The sequence below is a fragment of the Rossellomorea sp. GQ25 genome, from assembly GCF_059758515.1.
The window spans coordinates 202,440-222,426 of sequence record NZ_JCAXEQ010000002.1; the positions used below are offsets into that span (position 1 = coordinate 202,440).

At 43.9% G+C, this 19,987-nt stretch carries 19 protein-coding genes and 2 riboswitches; of the genes, 4 read left to right on the forward strand and 15 right to left on the reverse strand.

Annotated features, from left to right (window positions below; genetic code table 11):
* Window positions 1–198: 198 nt before the first annotated feature.
* Window positions 199–906 (forward strand): 23S rRNA pseudouridine(2604) synthase RluF, encoded by a 708-nt coding sequence (gene rluF / locus AC6CIB_RS06795; protein ID WP_148994458.1) that lies wholly within the window; start codon window positions 199–201, stop codon window positions 904–906.
* A 46-nt stretch (window positions 907–952) separates the two neighbouring features.
* On the opposite strand, the gene AC6CIB_RS06800 is transcribed toward rluF, so the two are convergent.
* The 7 genes from AC6CIB_RS06800 to AC6CIB_RS06830 form a co-directional block, all read right to left on the reverse strand.
* A complete protein-coding gene (locus tag AC6CIB_RS06800; RefSeq protein WP_498279032.1) occupies window positions 953–1,303 on the reverse strand; it encodes a DUF2500 domain-containing protein in 351 nt (116 codons plus the stop codon).
* Between the two features lie 51 nt (window positions 1,304–1,354).
* Window positions 1,355–1,723, reverse strand: a complete 369-nt coding sequence (locus tag AC6CIB_RS06805) for a DUF1761 domain-containing protein (RefSeq protein ID WP_498279034.1) — start codon at window positions 1,721–1,723, stop codon at window positions 1,355–1,357.
* Between the two features lie 101 nt (window positions 1,724–1,824).
* Window positions 1,825–2,316 (reverse strand): response regulator, encoded by a 492-nt coding sequence (locus tag AC6CIB_RS06810; protein WP_498279036.1) that lies wholly within the window; start codon window positions 2,314–2,316, stop codon window positions 1,825–1,827.
* Between the two features lie 79 nt (window positions 2,317–2,395).
* On the reverse strand, window positions 2,396–3,427 hold the full coding sequence (desA, locus tag AC6CIB_RS06815; RefSeq protein WP_498279038.1) for a Delta(5) desaturase DesA: 1,032 nt from the start codon (window positions 3,425–3,427) through the stop codon (window positions 2,396–2,398).
* A gap of 359 nt (window positions 3,428–3,786) precedes the next feature.
* Window positions 3,787–4,620, reverse strand: coding sequence for an aldo/keto reductase (locus tag AC6CIB_RS06820; RefSeq protein WP_498279040.1), 834 nt, complete (start codon window positions 4,618–4,620; stop codon window positions 3,787–3,789).
* A 202-nt stretch (window positions 4,621–4,822) separates the two neighbouring features.
* On the reverse strand, window positions 4,823–5,809 hold the full coding sequence (locus AC6CIB_RS06825) for a TRM11 family SAM-dependent methyltransferase (protein ID WP_498279042.1): 987 nt from the start codon (window positions 5,807–5,809) through the stop codon (window positions 4,823–4,825).
* Between the two features lie 62 nt (window positions 5,810–5,871).
* Entirely contained in the window at window positions 5,872–6,741 is an 870-nt protein-coding gene (locus AC6CIB_RS06830; RefSeq protein ID WP_498279044.1) for a 5'-methylthioadenosine/S-adenosylhomocysteine nucleosidase, read from the reverse strand.
* A gap of 171 nt (window positions 6,742–6,912) precedes the next feature.
* A riboswitch (purine riboswitch) is annotated at window positions 6,913–7,016 on the reverse strand.
* 178 nt (window positions 7,017–7,194) lie between these two features.
* On the opposite strand from AC6CIB_RS06830, the gene AC6CIB_RS06835 reads away from it, so the two are divergent.
* Window positions 7,195–8,094 (forward strand): Gfo/Idh/MocA family protein, encoded by a 900-nt coding sequence (locus AC6CIB_RS06835; RefSeq protein WP_498279046.1) that lies wholly within the window; start codon window positions 7,195–7,197, stop codon window positions 8,092–8,094.
* Between the two features lie 75 nt (window positions 8,095–8,169).
* Here AC6CIB_RS06835 and AC6CIB_RS06840 read toward each other — a convergent pair whose 3' ends face one another.
* On the reverse strand, window positions 8,170–9,663 hold the full coding sequence (locus AC6CIB_RS06840) for an amidase family protein (RefSeq protein ID WP_498279048.1): 1,494 nt from the start codon (window positions 9,661–9,663) through the stop codon (window positions 8,170–8,172).
* 286 nt (window positions 9,664–9,949) lie between these two features.
* Between AC6CIB_RS06840 and AC6CIB_RS06845 the strand changes: the two genes are divergently transcribed.
* On the forward strand, window positions 9,950–10,198 hold the full coding sequence (locus tag AC6CIB_RS06845) for a glucoamylase family protein (RefSeq protein ID WP_498279050.1): 249 nt from the start codon (window positions 9,950–9,952) through the stop codon (window positions 10,196–10,198).
* A 69-nt stretch (window positions 10,199–10,267) separates the two neighbouring features.
* On the opposite strand, the gene mmuM is transcribed toward AC6CIB_RS06845, so the two are convergent.
* Both mmuM and mmuP read right to left on the reverse strand, forming a co-directional pair.
* The gene (gene mmuM, locus AC6CIB_RS06850) at window positions 10,268–11,218 is read right to left on the reverse strand and encodes a homocysteine S-methyltransferase (RefSeq protein ID WP_498279052.1); all 951 of its coding nucleotides are present in this window, start codon (window positions 11,216–11,218) and stop codon (window positions 10,268–10,270) included.
* Window positions 11,187–12,599, reverse strand: coding sequence for an S-methylmethionine permease (gene mmuP / locus AC6CIB_RS06855; RefSeq protein WP_498279054.1), 1,413 nt, complete (start codon window positions 12,597–12,599; stop codon window positions 11,187–11,189). The genes mmuM and mmuP overlap by 32 nt, the downstream gene beginning before the upstream one ends.
* Before the next feature lie 93 nt (window positions 12,600–12,692).
* Window positions 12,693–12,799: riboswitch (SAM riboswitch) on the reverse strand.
* Window positions 12,800–13,147: 348 nt separating this feature from the next.
* Here mmuP and AC6CIB_RS06860 point away from each other — a divergent pair.
* Window positions 13,148–13,288: a hypothetical protein gene (locus AC6CIB_RS06860; RefSeq protein ID WP_498279056.1), complete on the forward strand. Its 141-nt coding sequence runs from the start codon at window positions 13,148–13,150 to the stop codon at window positions 13,286–13,288.
* Window positions 13,289–13,630: 342 nt separating this feature from the next.
* Here the strand turns inward: AC6CIB_RS06860 and AC6CIB_RS06865 are convergent, their stop codons facing one another.
* The 5 genes from AC6CIB_RS06865 to htpX form a co-directional block, all read right to left on the reverse strand.
* Entirely contained in the window at window positions 13,631–14,203 is a 573-nt protein-coding gene (locus AC6CIB_RS06865; RefSeq protein ID WP_498279058.1) for a cysteine hydrolase family protein, read from the reverse strand.
* A gap of 186 nt (window positions 14,204–14,389) precedes the next feature.
* A complete protein-coding gene (locus AC6CIB_RS06870; RefSeq protein WP_498279060.1) occupies window positions 14,390–15,850 on the reverse strand; it encodes a protein adenylyltransferase SelO in 1,461 nt (486 codons plus the stop codon).
* Between the two features lie 188 nt (window positions 15,851–16,038).
* Window positions 16,039–17,403 (reverse strand): 23S rRNA (uracil(1939)-C(5))-methyltransferase RlmD, encoded by a 1,365-nt coding sequence (gene rlmD, locus AC6CIB_RS06875; RefSeq protein ID WP_498280489.1) that lies wholly within the window; start codon window positions 17,401–17,403, stop codon window positions 16,039–16,041.
* Between the two features lie 197 nt (window positions 17,404–17,600).
* The gene (locus AC6CIB_RS06880) at window positions 17,601–18,767 is read right to left on the reverse strand and encodes an N-acetylmuramoyl-L-alanine amidase family protein (RefSeq protein ID WP_498279062.1); all 1,167 of its coding nucleotides are present in this window, start codon (window positions 18,765–18,767) and stop codon (window positions 17,601–17,603) included.
* Window positions 18,768–19,056: 289 nt separating this feature from the next.
* Window positions 19,057–19,938 (reverse strand): protease HtpX, encoded by an 882-nt coding sequence (htpX, locus tag AC6CIB_RS06885; protein ID WP_498279064.1) that lies wholly within the window; start codon window positions 19,936–19,938, stop codon window positions 19,057–19,059.
* Between the last annotated feature and the right edge of the window lie 49 nt (window positions 19,939–19,987).

Genomic DNA, 19,987 nt, shown 5'->3' on the forward strand with positions numbered 1-19,987 from the left:
CCTGACAATTCTTACTTTACAGGTTGACGTTGCGTGAATGTAAAGGGGTTTTTTGAAAATAGTTTTTTGTTTTTTTATTTAGTAGGATGGCCCATTGGGAGAGGTTCTATTTTTATCAACGATGGATAATCCCTTGAAAATAAAAGGCCACTCCGATATTCTTAGATTATTAATTATCAGTTTAAGGTTGTGTTGAATATGCGTATTAATAAATATATTAGCGAAGCTGGAAAAGCATCCAGACGCGGTGCAGATAAATTGATTACAGAAGGAAGAGTGACCATTAATGGAAAGATCGCGAAGATTGGCGATCAAGTGAATCCCGGGGATGATGTGAAGGTTAGCGGGGCCCCTGTCCGTGTCGCCCGGAATAATGTGTACATCGCTCTAAATAAGCCTGTCGGAATTACGAGTACGACAGAAAAAGGCGTCAAGGGGAATATTGTGGATCTCGTCAATCATCCGCTACGAATTTTCAATATTGGACGACTGGATAAAGATTCAGATGGCCTGATTCTTCTGACGAACGATGGAGATATCGTCAACGAAATTCTCCGTGCGGAAAATCAGCATGAGAAAGAATATATCGTCACTGTTGACCGCCCGATTTCAGAGGATTTCTTAAAGCAGATGTCAGAGGGCGTTAAGATTCTTGGAACGAAAACCCTGCCTTGTAAAGTGGAGCAGGTGTCAAAATACGTGTTCCAAATCACGTTGACTCAAGGATTGAACCGACAGATCCGCCGCATGTGTGAGGCTCTTGGATATGAGGTCTACCGACTTCAGCGCACGCGCATCATGAATATTCAACTGGGGAATCTGCCTGTAGGACAATGGCGCGACCTTTCTAAGAAAGAGAAGACGCGATTGTTTCAGGATTTGGATTATGAACCGAAGGAATGGTAATCCTTCAGCCGGACCTACCATACGTTGCGTATGGTGGGTCCGTTTTTCACATATGAACTTCCTGAGAGTGACGGACGAATCCAAGATAACGGGAGCCTTGGAAGGTCAATTCCCCCTGATCTCCTTCCACAAGCATTCCAAACTCAGTATCTTTGACCTTTAACTCCATCCTGTCCCCACTTTCCACTTCGAAGGTGACAAAGTATTGGCTATAGGCCCTGGATTCACCCCCACCTCTTACAACCGTCCTTTTGGCAAGGACTTTTGCTCGGACTTTTAAAGTGGGTGACTGTTTATTCTTACTCCATTCCCCCACTCCTTTAATGATGGAGAACAGAATGAACGAAATCACGATGACAAAAATGACCCCTATAAAAACAGGGACAATTTGAAACATCATATCGTCCCGGAGACATTCAAATCCCTCCTTTTGGATTTTTTTCTCTATTTAAACCTCTACTTTCTTATATATGTTCTTCAATCTTCTTCCTATTCGTAGATTTTCGTACACAGAAAATAGCCTGACCCTCTTTGATAGGAGGGTCAGGCTTCCATTTGAACTTTGTGTATCATCGGAATGGGATCTGGCCCCACGCCTATCTCCATGCCCTAAAATGAAACCCATCAACGTAAAGGTCACAACATGATACCCGGCATTTATGAAGAAAAGTTTCATTGATTTTCTTTCAAATAAATAGGTGATTCCCATCAAGGTCGCCACCCAGAAAAGCCCTGCCGTGAACCCTGCAGAAGCATCGATCTTCCCATTTCTGTCAGGACCTAAAAACAGCACTAATACAATCGAAATATTGCTCACAACCAATTATTTCAAAAACTGTGATTTAACTCAAGCATGTATATTGAAAAAGGGGTCTGCCCCCCACTGCGTTAACCGCATGGGGGACAGACCCCTCAAACTCACCCTGTTGGTGACTTCATCTTATCCATGATCAATGTAAAATAGTTCTTCACCGGGCCTGGTGGGTGGGGAATGTGGTATGAACCAGACTCCTGAGACTCCTCATCCACTTCGATTAACTTCGGAGAATAAACCCGCTTTCCTTCCACTATGCTGCGAATCGAGGAAGTCAGCTCTTCACTTGGACTGTCCTTCAGTAAGTACCCACCTGCATCGAATTGTTGAGCCCGCTCTAAATAACCCTTTTTCGGAAATGTCGTCAATACAAGCAAATAACATCCGACTGTCTTCACGGCTTCCAGAGGTCCGTCCCTCTCCAGCATGTCAATATCCATGATAAAGAGGTCTGGTTTCAATTGGTGGACAAGGGTGAGTGCTTCTTGCCCATCCTTTACCTGGCCGACTACTTCCATGTCGTCTTCCAGGTTGAGTATGGAGGTCATGGTTCCTCGTAATAATTCCTGATCCTCTGCAATGACGATTCGAATCATGTAGGTTCACTCCTTTTAAAGGCCTTATCAAGTAAAGACTCCCCTTATATGAAACGTTCATAAGGAGAGTCGGTCAGGATTATAATTCAGGTTTGGCTTCAGTTGAAATTCTTGATTTTGACTTATCCAGAGACTTCATACCTCTAAAGCTTACAAACGTTTTGTTCTCTTCATCCCAAAGCTTGAAACGCAGTGATTTTAAGCTTGTTAGAAGTGAGATGGTTGGTACTTTTTGTAATGGCTCTGAGTTTTTATGTGCTTCTTCTAGTTTGTAGTTCGGTACTCTCGGACTTAGATGGTGAATATGGTGATAGCCGATGTTACCTGTCAGGAACTGCATAATTTTTGGAAGCTTATAGAAGGAGCTTCCTTCAACAGCAGCCAATACATATTGCCACTCTTTGTCTTCTTCGAAATATGAGTCTTCAAACGTATGCTGTACATAGAACAACCAAATACCGATCGATCCTGAAACCATAAAGATAGATCCTTGTACAAGAAGGAATTCCTGCCAGCCCAGTGTCACACATAGAAGTGCGATAAGGGTCACGATGATCACGTTCACTAAATACGTGTTGTTACGTTCTTTCTTACGTGCATTTTTACGGTTAAATCTATTTTTCAGAAGGAATACATAAATCGGTCCTACTACAAACATAACGAACGGATTGCGGTAAAAGCGATACGCTAAACGAATCTTAAGAGGTGCTGCTAAATATTCATCAATCGTCAGCGTCCAGATGTCACCTGTTCCACGCTTATCCAGATTCCCGCTTGTCGCGTGATGGACGGCATGATCATGTCCCCACTGATCGAACGGGAATAGCGTTAACACACCCATAGCTGTTCCGACGATTCGGTTTACGCGACGGCTTTTAAAGAAAGAGAAATGGGTACAATCATGAAAGATGATGAAGATTCGTGTAAGGAACCCTGCAGCGATCACGATTGGAACAAGTGCCAGCCAGTACGATATCGAAAGGCTTTGATACGCAAGAAACCATAATAGAAAGAATGGCCCCAGCGTGTTGATGATCTGCCATACACTTTCCTTTGTTGTTGATTTTTCATAAGGAGCAACTTCTTTTTTCAACGTTTTTATATTTGTCATGTCATAATCCCCTTCATTTAAGGTGTTGGATTCATTATAGGATAAGCGATATCATCGTGTTAGTAGTAGGTGTCATATGCTGGGTATGACAAATGTCATAAGGGAGAATTTGTCATGAGCCCACGAATGCTCTTTCCCTTGATATTGCTGGATTCCCAACGATAGCATGACGCTTCCAATTGGTTATATTATTTTTTTTGATTATAAAAATATTCTTGTTTGGGTGATTTTTTAGAGAGGTTTATAAAAATTTTACAAAAAGAGCCTGGATTTCTCGTCACTTATTATATCTTGCAGATAAAATAAAGAGGATGGCCCAAAGATTTCTTTAGGTCATCCTCTTTTGTACTATTCATTCATTAAAAATCAAACGCATCCGGGTCTGGACCGCTGCGGAAATTTTCATTTAATGCATCTAATTGATCCATTTGTTCAGACGTTAATTCAAAATCATATATAGAAATGTTCTCTTGAATTCTGGACTCCGTCATAGACTTAGGAATTGTGATGATTCCGTGTTGGAGATCCCAGCGCAAAATCACCTGGGCGGTTGATTTACCGTGGGACTGAGCAATCCCTTTAATGTTTTCATTGTTTAGAAGCTCTGCATTCATTAGTGGAGACCAGGCTTCAACTTGAATGTTGTGCTTACGACAAAAATCTCTCACTTCTGTTTGAATCAGCTTGGGATGGAATTCAATCTGGTTAACAACCGGAGTGATTTCAGCACCCTCGAGTAAATGTTCTAAATGATGAACCTGGAAGTTACTAACCCCGATAGCTTTGATCCGTCCAGCTTTATAAAGGGATTCAAGAGCTTTCCAAGACTCCATGTACTTCTCTTTTCCAGGCCAGTGAATCAAATAAAGGTCGAGATATTCAAGCCCCATTTTCTCTAAGCTTTCTTCGTAAGCCGCAATGGTTTCATCGAATGAAAGACCATTATTCCAAACTTTCGAAGTAACAAATAATTCTTCACGGGTTACAAGTCCAGCTTCGATCGCTTGATTGATGCCCTTCCCGACACTCTCTTCATTTCCATAGATGCTGGCTGTATCGATACTTCGATACCCCATTTTGATGGCTGTTTGCACAGCACGTTCTAATTCTGGGCCATCATCCACACGGAAAACCCCATATCCCAGTTCCGGCATTTTTATATTGTTATTTAAAGTGATAGATTTGACGTTCATACCTACACTCTCCTTTTTCATAAAAATAACTTGTCCCCATGAAGAGAACATGGATATAGTATGCACGATGGAAGAAAACTTGAAAAGTAGGTACTTTTTTGTGGGATAGGCACTTCAAAGTACCTGATTAGGGTCTAGATCGGATTGTACAGCCCATAAAAAAAGAGCATGGAAACAATATCCTCCACACTCTCTATCCTAATCATTCGCAAACCAGCACCTGCCTGACAAATCTCCCTTTACTCACTTCACAACGATCCACAATCTCGAAGCCCGCTTTTTCAATATTCGTGTCCACATCTTCCAAGGTAACAATCACGACCTTCGCTGCAAATCGTCTCGCACTGCGGAGCATGTCAAGCTGCTCTTCATCTGTAATCACTGAACAAAGATTGTAGGGTAGATCGATCACAGCTACATCATAGTTGTCTGTTACGTCATTAATATCCTTTAAAGTGACATCCCCTTTGTATCCAAAATGAGCGATATTCTCTTTCACTCCATCGAGGATTAAAGGATTGCGGTCACTCCCGACGATATCGATTCCCATGGATAGTGCCTCGACAAGGACCGTCCCTATCCCGCAGCACGGGTCGATCATTTTGATTCCTTCGGGATTCGGTGCTGCGATATTCACGACGGCTCTTGCCACACGAGTGCTAAGTGCAGTCGAATAGCTGTGCGGCTTTTTCACATGGTGCAGCCAAACCGCTTCGTTTCTCACATACTTGCCAAACACCCAGCGCTCATTAGTCTTCATCACCCCGAACCAAATGTCTGGATCGACTAACTCCGCTTCGCCCTTTAGATGCAATCCTACTTCTTTTTCGATCTTGCGAAGCTTTTTGAAGCCTACTCTATCCGCATCTAGATTTTGAACAAAAACAACTTTGAACCCATCAAGTGCTTCTAATTCTTCAATTTTTTCAAGTAGTTCTTCAAACTTATTACCCTCGCAGATAATTTCGAGTCTCTCCCGAATAAAAGGACTTCTACTGGGATCTATTTTCACTGAACTTTCCAGAATGCTAGATTCAGAGCTCTCTCCAAATAACACTCTTCTTTCCAAGGCACATAGGGATTCCTCGTTCGGTTCCCATGAATAATGATAGATATATTTTTTCTTTTCTATTATGATCAACTCCGTGTGATGATAAAAATGTTGTGTTGCATTAGACCATTGTAACATAAAAAAGCCCTGACCCCCGGCATGCTAACGCATTCATACACCGGGGGTCAGGTCCCGCAACATTATTTATTTTCCATCATGGAAATATATTTTTTCACCACTTCATAGACATACTCCTGATTCGCTGATGCGGTTTCCGGGTTGTATGCTCCACCATTTGTCTTGTTATTGGACAGTACACGGATTCCCAGGAACGCTACATCATAAGCACCAGCAATCTGTGCTGCTGCAGCCCCTTCCATTTCCTCTACAGAAGTACCGTATTTCTCATGGAACCATTGGATGCGGTCCACTTCATTATTCCACACGTCAGCAGAACCGATGGTACCTTCCACGATCTTTCCATCGGTGTATGTATCCTTCACTGCTTTGGCAGCTTCAAGTAAGTCCTCGTCTCCATCGTAGTATCGGATTTTCTCAGCATTTGGATCTTCACCTGCACTGCCTTCAGAAGCCATTAAGTCCATCGGCTTCCAGACGGTTGGATCAATTCCTTCGCTATCAGCTTTGTCCGCTGTTTTTAATGAACCCAGGTTTACGGTTCTTTCTCCTAACACGATATCAAATACATGTAATTCAGGGTCATGTCCACCTGATGTTCCTTGATTGATGATGGCGATTGGATCGTATTTCTCAATGGCTACCGCTGTAGCCGCTGCCGTGTTTTCCATACCTTTACCGGTTTTGGCAACGATGACAGGATAATCATCAAGCGTTCCTATGTAAAAAACAAATGATCCCGATTTTTCTTCTTTTACATTTTCTAATTTCCCTGCAAACTTTTCAGCTTCAATCGGCATTGGACCTTGAATCATAATGGGTCTCTGAGCCTCTTCTTTCTTAGCTGCAGTCTGTGAAGTGGAACTGCATCCAGTAAACAAGGATAATGCTAGTACGGATAATGTTACAAATAAAGCCAGTTTCTTTTTCATCAAAATCTCTCCTTTTTCATTAGTTCTAGATGGTGATATCTCGCTGTTTTGCCCAAAAGAAAAAGATCTAAAACATGTAGAGTGGTTTCTACTTTCCAGACCTTCGAAGTTAAAGTATAAGTGATATAACAGGAATACCCATCACAAAATGGCAACGGCAAAAAAACCGAAAAACCGAATACTTCAACTCGTAGTCTAGTTCTTTTAATGGGAACCAGGTAGAAACACTCAGACCATATTACCGAGGATATACGAGTAACGATATGTAATTAGTACATTGCTAATATAACAAACTCCCCTTCGACAATCAACCTAAATACGAATTTTATTCATGATTTATATTATAACGTTCGTGTTTCAACGGAATCCAACCTCGATCAGTATTAGATTTGATATATAAATAGAGAATAATATAATGAAAGAACATTACAAAAAAACAATGGGGTGAAAAACTTGAAAATCGGACTTATTGGACTGGGAGACATCGCCAAGAAAGCCTATTTACCTGTTCTCTCTGAAAAAGAAGGCATCGAGCTGGTGCTTTTTACAAGAAATGCAGAAACTCTAAATGTTCTGGCAAGTAAATATCGCATCCAGGAAAAGGTTCAGACGGTTGAAGAACTGATTGCTGCCAATATTGACGCGGCATTAGTGAGTACGGCTACCGAAGCCCACTTTGAAATAACCGAAAAACTACTCGAGAATGGTATCAACGTTTACATAGACAAGCCGATTTCCTTGAACTATCACGAAAGCGAAAGAATCGTTCAGCTCGCAAAAGAAAGTGGCAAAATCGCCATGGTCGGCTTCAACAGAAGATTCATTCCAAAAGTGAGAGAGCTAAGAGAGCATGGCAAGCCGAACTTCCTTCTCATGCAAAAAAACAGATACGCTTTACCTGATTACACCAGAAGGTTCGTAGTAGAAGATTTCATCCATGTCGTCGATACTCTGCGCTTCTTAATGGCTACAGAGGTCCAGGATGTAAAGGTTCAGTATCTAAAAAAAGGTGACATGCTCCACCACTTAGTCGTCCAACTCATTGGTAAGGAATGCACCGCAGTCGGGATTATGAATCGGGACGGTGGTGTGACTGAAGAAATCATCGAGTACTCGGCAGAAAATCATAAATATGTCGTCAACAGTCTCGTTGAAACGACTCATTATCATAATAAAGAAGTCAGCCTTTCTTCATTTGGAGATTGGGAGCCTACTTTGTATAAGCGAGGGTTTTATGATTTAGTGGATCATTTCATAGATTGTGTGGAAAAAGGTACAACGCCTGACCCATCGATTGAGGATTCACTGATTACCCATGAGATTTGTGAGAGGATAGTTGGGATGATTGAATAGTAGGACAGAAGGAAAGGTCCCAGTTGGGAAAAGGGGAAGTTGGGACAAGAAATGATACTGTCCCCCTCCCCCTTTTTAAAACAAAGGGTTCTTCTCTATTTGCAACCAATGCTCAGACTTCTCAATCTCTCCAGCCAATTGCAACAGCAAATCCTCTCTACCTTTGGCTACCATCACCTGAACTCCCACCGGCAGCCCTTCAGAAGTTTGATGTATCGGAAGTGACATGGCCGGCTGTCCTGTTAAATTGGCCAACTGCGTAAAAGGGGTACGCATCAGATTCTTCTCTGCTATCTGATCAACGATCCCAATCTTTTTCAATAGTCTCCTGAGTCCCAATTTCCCTATTGAACTGATCAAGAATTTCTCTGAGTGGGTCGGCTCCAGTTCTCCTATCTTGGCTGGAGGAAAAGCTGTTGTAGGAGTAAGGTAGAAATCATACGTTTCATGAAATGTTTCCATTTGATAAGCTGCTTTGTCCCATTCCCTAATACTCAGGATAAATTCTTCTGCAGGAGTAGCCTTTCCAATCAACCCCAGGAGCCAGGTGGAGGGTTCCACATCAGCGTAGGTAGCTTTTCGTCCCAGCACTTCTTCTAACGAAGTTAACAATGCAGCGGTTTCACCAAAATACATTGTTAAGAAACTTCTCGCAATCTTATGTCCATCCACTGGCACCTCTTTTTCTTCCACATAATGGCCCATGGATTCTAGTAAGTTAGCAGCTTTCACAACAGCCTTTTCGCATTCGGGGTGAACTTTAGTACCTATGGGAGAAGCTGTGGAATAGGCAATCTTTAATTTTTTGCCTATTGGAGTTTGTGATGATTCCAAGTAGCTCCCTTCAAATGGTGGAGCAAAAAAAGCAGCAGACTTTTCATACGTTCTTAATTCATCCAGCATGGCAGCACTATCTCTGACTGATCGGGTTAAAACATGCTCAACAGAGGCACCTTGCCATGTTCTACCGTAGTTAGGACCAACAGGTGTTCTTCCCCTGGTTGGTTTCAAACCAAATAACCCGCAATAAGCAGCCGGTATTCTGATAGATCCCCCACCATCGTTGGCACCCGCGATCGGAACAATGCCCGATGCTACCGCAGCAGCTGAACCGCCACTTGAACCCCCGGGTGTATAATCCATGTTCCACGGATTTCTTGTCGCACCGTAATGTGAAGGCTCCGTAACAGCCACTAAAGCAAATTCAGGCACATTCGTTTGCCCCAGAATAACCACGCCAGCTTCCCGCAATCTCCTGGTGTACTCTGAATCTGTCTTCGCTCGGTAGGTTCTAAGAGATCTTGAACCTGCTGTTATAGGCTCCCCTTCCATTTCTTGAGTAATATTTTTCAATAGGATGGGTACACCGGCAAATGCTCCAGTAAGCTTTTTGTCTGCAATCTCCCTAGCCTGTTCGTACATTTTATGAATCACTGCGTTCAACTTCGGGTTGTGGGTTTCGGTTATTTTAATTGCCTCTTCAACCAATTCTTTAGGATGAACTTCTTTTTTCTTCACTAATTCTGCGAGCCCTAAACCGTCGTAGTTTTTATAATGAAAACCCTGCATCCTGCTCACCCCTATTGACTATGTATCTATGAATTTCTACATAATGGGAGAATATCCTTTTTTTAATAGAAATCAATAATACTGTAGCCTAAATAAGATGGTAGTCCCCCAATATAGTAGCACCTATGATTGAGGGCAGTGTCTGTATCTAGAGTTTACTTGCCGATGGATACTGTATAAAAGACTCAAAAAAAGAGGTAATATACCCACATTAGGTATGGACGGTTATAAGTCAGATGGTACTGTGACTCCACATGCCACTTTCCTTGCACTTGAATAAGCACCAATGGAAGCGTTCAAAAACATCCAGGTGTTGAAACGTTTCGATATGTACGAGAAATACGGTTTCCTTGATTCAGTCAATGTAGAGATAGGAGAAGTGACACAAGCCTACCTCGCTTTAGATCAAGGTATGACAATGGTCTCAATCGTCAACTATTTAAAGGATGGAGTCATCAGAGATTACTTCCATCAAGATCAAATAGGGAAATCTCCTGAGGACTTGCTGATAAAAGAGACGTTTTCTATTAAATAATAGTAGCGATAATAATGTAAAAGCCCAAGTGGTTGTATCACTTAGGCTTTTGCATGTAAGTGTTATTGTCTATCTCCACCTCTTCGCCAACGCCTCAATATGACCCGGATCCGTTCGGCAGCAACCACCAATGATACGAGCACCTGCCTCGTACCAAATTTCTGATTGCTCATCAAACACGCAACACGCTTCCCCCCCATGCCACGTTTTAGTCTCAGCATTGTAAGCCTCACCAGAATTCGGGTACAGGATGATTGGTTTGTCAGTGTTTCTGCTTAGTACGCTTATCGCTTTATTCGCCGCAGGAATCGGTGCACAATTCACACCAACCGCAGCGATTTGTTCATCATCATTGAACACGCGCGCGCACTCTTCAATTCCCGTTCCATCACTTATCGTCTCTCCATCCTTTAATGAAAAAGACAGCCAGGCACAGGTATCTGGAAATTCTTTCAAAAGAGAAGCGAGCACCTTTGCTTCCTGCAAGGACGGGATGGTTTCGAATGCCAACAAATCAGCACCCGCCTCCACTAATGCCTCGATTCTGGGAAAATGGAAATCTGCTAAATGTTGATCACTTACTCCATAGTTTCCAACGTATTCAGAGCCGTCAGCAAGGTATGCCCCGTAAGGTCCTACAGAACCTGCAACGATTGGTTTCGGCCGATTCGAATTTCCCACCTCTTCCTTCCAAAAGTCATCCCGAGCCTGTTTGGCAAGATAAACCGTTTTCTTGATTAATTCCAGCGCTTCAGGTTTCTCTATTCCGCTCTTTCGAAAACCATTCACCGTTGCCTGGTAGCTGGCTGTAATCGCACAATCGGCTCCTGCACGGAAATAATCAGCATGAACCTTCTCAATCGCTTCCGGCTTTTCAAGGAGTACACGGGCAGACCAAAGGGGATCGTTTAAATCGCAGCCATGGGATTCTAGCTCTGTGGCTAATGCTCCATCTAAAATAAGTGGGGAATGTTTTTGTAAAATAGCCTCAATGGGATTTAGCTTCAGTTGATTCGACATAACCTGTTCCTCTTTTCTTAACGTATTGTGTTAGATAATAGCTTCCATAGCAAAGGGCGATAAACGGGATTCCGCAATAAAGGGCTATCCTCTGAGTGGGATCAAAGGCAATGCCGATACAGGAAGCGAGACAAAGCAGAAATGACGCAATGGGAACGAGTGGATAGAGCGGCGTCCGATAAGCCAGGTCTTTCACATCGTTTCCTTCCCTTATGTACTGTCTTCGAAATAGAAATTGGGCAGCACTAATGCTCATCCACACGATCACCACCGCAAGACCTGAGACCGAAACCAATACGATGTAGACCGTCCCCGGGGCAATGATGCTTGAAAGCAAGGCCAGACCTCCTCCAAGCATGCTGAAAACAATCGCATTGAGAGGGACTCCCCTATCAGTCAATTTGGCAAAAATCGGTGAGATCGTTTGCTTATCAGCCAGTGACCATAGCATTCTGGAAGAAGCATATAGACCAGAGTTTGCCGCTGATAAAATGGCCGTTATGATCACAAAATTCATGATATCGGCTGCGTAAGGGATTCCAATCCGTCCAAGCACCGCTACGAAAGGACTTTCCAATACACCGGCTGACTGGCTCGGTAATAAAGCAGATAATACTACAATCGTCCCTACATAAAAGATGATCAATCTCACAAGAGTGGTGCGGATAGCTTTAGGAATCGATTTTGATGGATTCTCTGTTTCTCCCGCCGCAACCCCGATCAATTCTGTTCCTGAAAAGGCAAAATTCACGGCAAGCATGGTCATCAAGATGGCAAATGCCCCATTCGGAAACAACCCTGAACTTGTGATATTCGAAATAAACGGAGCCGGCTCTGAATGACTGAGAGGGATGAACCCGACGATCGCCCCTGCCCCAATCACAATAAACGCAACAATCGCAATCACTTTTACTAAAGAAAACCAAAATTCAGATTCAGCAAAAAAACGCACTGACAACGCATTAAGTACAAAAATCAACGCAGCAAAGACCGCGCTCCAAATCCATACACTAATCGAAGGAAACCAACGCTGCATCATCAAGCCAGCCGCCGTAAACTCCGACCCCAATGCCACTGTCCATGTCAGCCAATATAACCAGCCCACGGTGTAACCGGTCCCTGGACCAATGAACTTTGTAGCATAACTATGAAAGGATCCTGTCTCCGGCATATGGACAGAAAGCTCGCCTAAACAAAGCATCACAAGATACACCACCAGTGCCCCAATCAAATAAGCAAGGATCGTCCCAAACGGTCCAGCCTGATGAATCGTATACCCCGAACTCAAGAAAAGCCCGGTTCCGATCACCCCTCCAAGAGACAGCATCACCAAATGACGCGTCTTCATCTTTCTTTTAAAACTCTGTCCTGCGTTTTCCATACAAAACACCCTTCCTTCTATATTTATTGCGGAATGGGTGAACAAACAAAAAACGCACCCTAAACGAGTGCGTCACCGACAAATAAAAGATTGCTCCTATCTATCAGGGTTTGAATCACCCGCTGGAATTAGCACAGTATCTTCACAGACCTGTTGCTGCGGCTTCAAAGGGCCAGTCCCTCCACCTCTCTGGATAAGAAAATATTTTGATTTTTTAAAACTTTATCAATATATCGGAATAATGTCAAGACCATGAAATAGATTAGTAGCCCAGCCTATAGTGCATCTGATATCGAGGTTCTTCGTGACGAAGAGTTATCAGAGCATCCATTCGTTTCAAAGGTGGAGCCAGATCTTTTAAGTGAAGTTGTAACAGTCGATGAGCTGATGCAACGGATGAAGGACAAAAGATTCCGAAACCGCAAATGTCGATTATAATATTGGACCAAGGTTTCGTAGCAGGAATCAGAAATTATTTACGATCCGAAATCATGTTTGTTTCTGGCTTACACCTTTCCCTTCGTCCGGTCGACTGTACGGAGAATCAAATGAAGAAAGCAGCTCATGCCATCATGGATTTAGTGAAGCAATCGTACGAAACTGTTGGAAATACGAATGATCTCGACCTTGCACAGAAATTGAAGGCAGAAGGAGTGAAGCGCTCCCGTATCGATAGGAGCGTCATTTGACCATTGACCAGGTTGTCATTACATATCATGAAGCTGGGTATCAGGGAAAAGATGTTTTTTATGTAATCTTTGTTTTGAGCTATGTGAGTACTGATTCCCCCTTCACATAAGAAATCAGATGAGGAATTCAGCTCACTGTCTTTTCTTTTATTTTTCTTATATTTTTTTAAGATACTCATGTACTACCCCTCGGAAACCAAAGTTGTGTATAATTTCTCCTAAAAACCTTTCCCTATACGTAGCCCAAAGGATCTTAAGATACCCTTTTGGTTACGATACCTTATAAAAAAAACCCATTTCATCAGCTTCCTCCTACCTGACAAAATGAGCTTTTCGCTTATTCTACATCCCGTATTTTTTTCGATAAAAATCATGTTTCGGGTGAAACAACTCTTCATCAGAGTTCCTGACATCTGAGAAATGCTCGACATTATAATGGCCATTCAACGCACGGTTATGATGCTGGATGATCTGCTCCGCCTTTAATACAGATGAGTCCGTCGTCGAATGACCATCCGCTACCAGTGTTACATCCAATCCATTAACGGTTGCATATCGAACAGCGGTGTCGATACAATATTCCGTTTGACACCCCATCACTACAACATGCTTAACCTTTTGATCTGTTAAAAAGCTGAGTAGTGGCGTACCATAAAATGAATTTGTGGCTAATTTATCAAACACAACAGCATCGTCTGGAACAAGAATATCCCGGTGAACGAGAAATCCCTCGCCTTTTCCTCCAGCGACATCCTTATCTCTTATGAAAACGATGTGGACTCCCGTATCAGTGGCCTTTTGGATGACCCGATTGATGGTTTCAACCAGCTTTTCCTTTTGATATACGGCTTGTACCTTTCCATTCCCTTCGATCAATTCCTGCTGGGCATCGATCACGAGCAATGCTTGATTCAATAGAAAAACCCCTTTACCTCATTTTTTCCCTCATGCTATATGGTTGAATTTTATTTGGATTCCTTTCCATTCAAACCGCCCCCTTTCTCATCTATCCTTGAATAGTTTCGACTCATCATTGAGAAAATCCTCTGTTCTCAGTAAAAAAGCAGGAAATCCTGTGGGATTCCTGCTACGTGTCATGATTCATGTACCGCAATATGTTTGGTAAGGAAGACTGGATGGTTCTGGGAGTGTCGTGTACTCGCACTGTTCAGTCGTGTACTGGTAAGGATTTTTAAGAACGCCAAGCAACCGTTCCATTACGCTGTAGTCATCATTCTCCACTGCGGCCTCCAATGCTTCCTCCACACGGTGATTCCGGGGGATGACCGCAGGATTTCGTTTTCGCATTAACTCATAGGAAGCTTCTTTCGATTCTTCTTGCCTGCATAATCTTTCCTCCCAGCGTTTTTTCCATTGAGCAAAATCCACCGTTTTAAACAGGTCGATTTCTTCCCCATTGGTTAATACCCGGAACGTATTCGTAAAGTCAGCACGTCTATCTTTCATTAAACCGAGCAGGTCCTGGGCAAGGGATTCGTCCCCTTCTTCTTCGTTGAAAATACCGAGTTTCCCTCTCATTCCGTCGAGCCAGTGAGTTTCATACAGTTTAGGAAATTCCAGCACAGCATCCTGGGCAAGTTTCAGTGATTTTTCTTGTTCATCATGAAGAATCGGCAACAGACTTTCGGCAAATCGGGCAAGGTTCCAACCGGCAATTTGAGGCTGATTTCCGTAGGCATAACGTCCTCCGGTATCAATGGAGCTGAATACCGTTGCCGGGTCATACGTATCCATAAAAGCACATGGTCCATAATCAATGGTTTCTCCACTGATCGTCATATTGTCGGTGTTCATCACCCCATGAATAAATCCAACCATTTGCCACTTGGCAATGAGAGCAGCCTGGCGCTTGATGACTTCTTCTAGCAGGTAAAGATAACGGTTCGGTGTATTCAAACCTTCCGGGTAGTGACGCTCCACTGTATAATCAGCCAGTGCGCGGAGATCTTCTACCGTTCCAAATTTGGAAGCAAACTGAAAAGTACCAACGCGAAGATGACTTGCAGCTACGCGGGTCAGGATCGCACCTTGCTGTTCCGTTTCCCGGTAAATCGGCTCACCCGTTGTCACCACCGCCAAGCTTCGGGTAGTCGGAATCCCAAGTCCGTGCATTGCTTCACTGATGATGTGCTCCCTGAGCATCGGACCAAGTCCCGCTCGCCCGTCCCCACCCCGGGAATAAGGGGTTCTCCCTCCACCTTTGAGGTGGATATCAAAACGCTCACCTGATGGGGTGATCTGTTCGCCGATCAGGACAGCACGACCGTCTCCAAGCATATTAAAATATCCAAACTGATGTCCAGCATACGCTTGGGCAAGCGGCTCAGCACCTTCGGGTAGGTGATTGCCTGCAAACACCTCTGTTCCCTCTTCACTATGCAGTTCTTTCCGGTTGAGCCCCAGTGATTCTGCTACAGAATCATTCAGGATGATTAATGCGGGTTTGTTAACCGGAGTCGGATCTTGCTTCGTGAAAAATGAGTCGGGCAGGCGTGCATAACTATTTTCTATGTTCCATCCTGTTTCGTTTCCCTTTGTCATGGTATCTCCTTCTTTTGGTTTTGGCATATTTTCATCATAGATGTTCAATGATTTTCTTCGTTGTCACATTCTCTCTACTATAGTTTACACATGAAGTGGATTGTACTCCAATAAAACAAAAGGTGCCTGCCCTTGTGAGGGTCAGACACCATTAGAAGGGGACAACGAACCTGTCCCTCCGTCCCATTCTATTTATTTAGCGTCAAGGTCGCTACGCACTCTACATGCACCGTTTGGGGGAATAGGTCAACAGGTTGAACACCATCAAGGGTGTAGCCAAATGGTTCCAACTCCTTGATATCTGTCGCGAATGTATCGGGGTTACAGGATACATACACGATGCGTTCCGGTTTGGCACGTCCGATTCGTCTCATGACTTTTCCGCCTGCACCTGATCGAGGCGGATCCAGCATTAATAGTTGTGGATGGCCAAAGCTCTCCAGCATTTGGTCAATTCCTTTTCGAGCATCCTTAGCGAGGAATGTCGTGTTAGAGATGCCATTATCTTCAGCATTACGTTTCGCTGACTCGATCGAACTTTCGACAATTTCAATGCCGGCAAGTTCTCCGACTCTGCTTGCAAATGGAAGAGAAAATGTCCCTACTCCACAGAAGAGATCGATCATCTTTTCAGTTTTCTTCGGTTGTCCCATTTCAATGGCCAGGTCTACGAGCTTTTGGGCTTGTGTCGGATTCGTCTGGAAGAACGTATCAAACCAAAGACGGAAACGGTATCCATCCATTTCATCATAAATAAAGTCACGACCAGCTAAAAGATGAATCTCTTCTGCTTGCGTCCGATCCGCCCATGCCGTATTTTCAAGCCATAATAAGCTTTTGACTTGGGGAAATTTTTCACCTACGCGGGCAACTAAGTCGTCCACTGCCTCCTGATGATTTTCAGGAGCCTCAGTTGCAAACAGCCCAAGCATCAGTTCACCCGTTACAAACGATTGACGGACCATTAAATGACGAAGTAACCCTTCGTGCTCGTCCTTGTTATACCCTTTTAATCCATGATTCTTCACCCAATCGGCGACTTCCATAGTTGCTTCCACCATTTCTCTACTTGCGATCAAGCAGGTTTCAAGAGAAATGACCTTACGGAAATTCCCTTGCTCATGCAGTCCAAGGGCACCTTCAGGAGAAAACGTAAATTCCATCTTGTTGCGGTAACGCCACGGATTTTCCATCCCCATCGTGTCCCGTACCAGGTCAGGATTAAAGCCTTGCTCTTCCAACGCATGCTTCACATGATCCGTCTTCTCCTTTAACTGACCGTCATAATCCCAATGCTGCCACACACATCCGCCGCAGCGTTCAAAGTGCGGACAAGGTGCAGGGATTCTCTCAGAGTGGGCTTCGAGGATTTCATCCGGCATAGCCTTTCGTCTACGGCGATCAGGCTGATCCACCGTCACTTCCACCTTTTCCCCCAGCAGGGTCTGAGGGATCGTGAGTCTCAGCTTCTTCGGATTCCCAAGCTCATTCTCCCGCCAGACCACAGACTGCCCTGAACCTTTTTGATCCAAATCTTCTATCGTAACAACCATTGTTTCTGGTTTGATATTCGTCAATATCTGGTCCTCCTTGAAAACTTCTGTCTAACTTTATACTTTATTAAAAAAAGTGGAGGAATGCAACAGGGATATGGGCTCCTCACCTCCCTGCATACCTTTGACAAATGGAGGTCCGTCCCCGAACGCGTTAACGCTCTAAAGGACGGACCTCATTATTGCGGAGATCCATGTTAATAGGCTTTGTAACGTCCGAATTCTCCGGTTATATAAGCTCTTCTACCATTGTAGATGACTTCCCAGTAGCCGGAGCCGCTATTTTTTCCATTAAGGGATCCTGTGACGGGGATCGTCCTGCCCTTTGCGATGGTACCCAAGTCCTTTGATGTCAACCGATCAGGGCGATCCTGTATGATGGCGGCATTCGCCACCCCCACGATTCTGATTTCCCCGATGGCGACCGGTCCCGATGAAGGCGGCGGTGGTGATGATCCCACGGAAGATTGACCGTTTCCTTCCACCTTCACAAATTTCGGGGCTGTTGTTACATAATACACGTATCCCCTGGAGTTCTTGACCTCATACATATAAGCACCTTCTACCTCGAGCTTCTGTACAATCGTTGGAAACCCATATCCGTACTTCAAAGTGCCTGCACAGTAGGTATCTCGAAAGGTCGGCTTACTGTAAAAGTCCAGTCCTTCAGCACCTCTATATATGCTCTCCACCCGTTTCCCAGTAACATCCTTGCTTATCCACACACCTTTGACATCCGTTTCAGGAGGTACCACAACGTTTCCTGCATCCACGTATGAAACACCGAAAAAATCACATACCCCACGAGCCTGCTCCCTTGCCGATTCCCTTTGAAATTCCTCATTGATCATGAGTAAGGCTTCTCTCTCATTATCCATAAATCCATTCTCCACAAGCACCGCAGGCCCACTGAACTCCCTTGTCATATGAAGATTCTGCTCAGTGATCCCGCGATATACCTGATTGGTACCCTGTTTCAAGTACTTCGCAATGCTTTCAGCTAGCCTCAGGTCCTGTACATCATTGAAATATATATGAAGGGAATGCCCTTCAGCATCTTTTTCGGGACCATCGAACTTTCCATCAAAGGCATTAAAGTGGTTGGAAACCAAGGCATTGGCTCTCATAGAATTGGCTAAGCCCGTACGTGTCTTTGATGGTGTATCCTCATCAGTCGGAGCGGTCAGTATGGTCCTGAATCCACATCTCTCTAATTCAACTTTCAAAAAGAAAGTCACTTTCTCATTAAACTCATTTTCACGGATCTGTCTGCCAAGCGACTGGATATAAGGCGTACGTTTCCCGGCTGTTCCGATCCCATGACCATCATCTAGAGCTATCAAATAATCACTAGCTTTTACCATGTAATCTATCACCCCTTCTACTAGTAAAATATTCACAGCTTGTACAAATGGTCACTCGCTGGATAAAATAGCACCAATCCCTACCCGGAGAAGGCAACTTGTGGATATTCACATGATCGAAAGGGAGATGTTTTTAGCCAACCCATAGCTGTTTATGCTATAATCCTGGTTTTCCCTCATAGTCCCTCATTCCGTATACAACAAAAAAGGTGCGCTGACTCCAATGATGGAATCAGGCACCTTTGTTCATTTACAACGTAACGGGACATCTAAATTGTCCCCGTCCCATTTACTTCGCTTCCAATCGACTGATCCGATCATCCAGATCAGGGTGAGTCGAGAAGATTGCTGATTTTCGTCTTCCATTGATTTTTAACGTGGAGATGGCTGTGTCATCTTCACCCTTCATACGACTAGAGTATGCTTTTAACATTTGCAGGGCATGGACCATTTTATCCTTACCGGCAAGGTCTGCTCCACCACGGTCAGCGTGGTACTCACGGTGACGGGAATAAGCAAAGACGACTAAACTTCCCAAGATTGAGAAAACGATCTGGAATATAATCACGGCAATGAAATGCACGATTGGTGCCATTTCTTCCCTTGCAAATCGGGACGCAATCCATGCGGCGATTCGTGCCAGGAAGACTACAAAGGTGTTGACCACACCTTGCAGCAAGGTCATCGTCACCATATCCCCATTCGCAACGTGGGCCACCTCATGGGCAATGACACCTTCAACCGCGTCATCATCCATTTCACGGAGTAATCCAGTCGAAACGGCAACCAATGAGCGTTTCTTAGAAGGACCCGTTGCAAAAGCATTCACTTCAGGAGAATGGTAGATTCCCACCTCAGGCATGTGCACTAAACCAGCCGTTCTTGATAAACGATGGACTTTCTCTACAACTGCCCGTTCCTCAGAAGACAAGGCTCCATTCGGATCCAATACTTGTACACCCATCATTCTCTTCGCCATCCAACGTGACATGGCCAATGAAATGAATGATCCGGAAAAACCGATGATCGCACTGAATACTAATAATGCGCCGAAATCAATTCCGCCTGAGGCAGTGATGTAGTTCCCTGCTCCCGTAACGGAAAAAATGATACTAATCGTCAATAATACTAAAACGTTCGTTAAAAGGAAATAAAATATACGTTTCCCCATCTTGTCTCCTCACTCTCATTTCAAGTTCATATGAACCTGTATCTGAGTT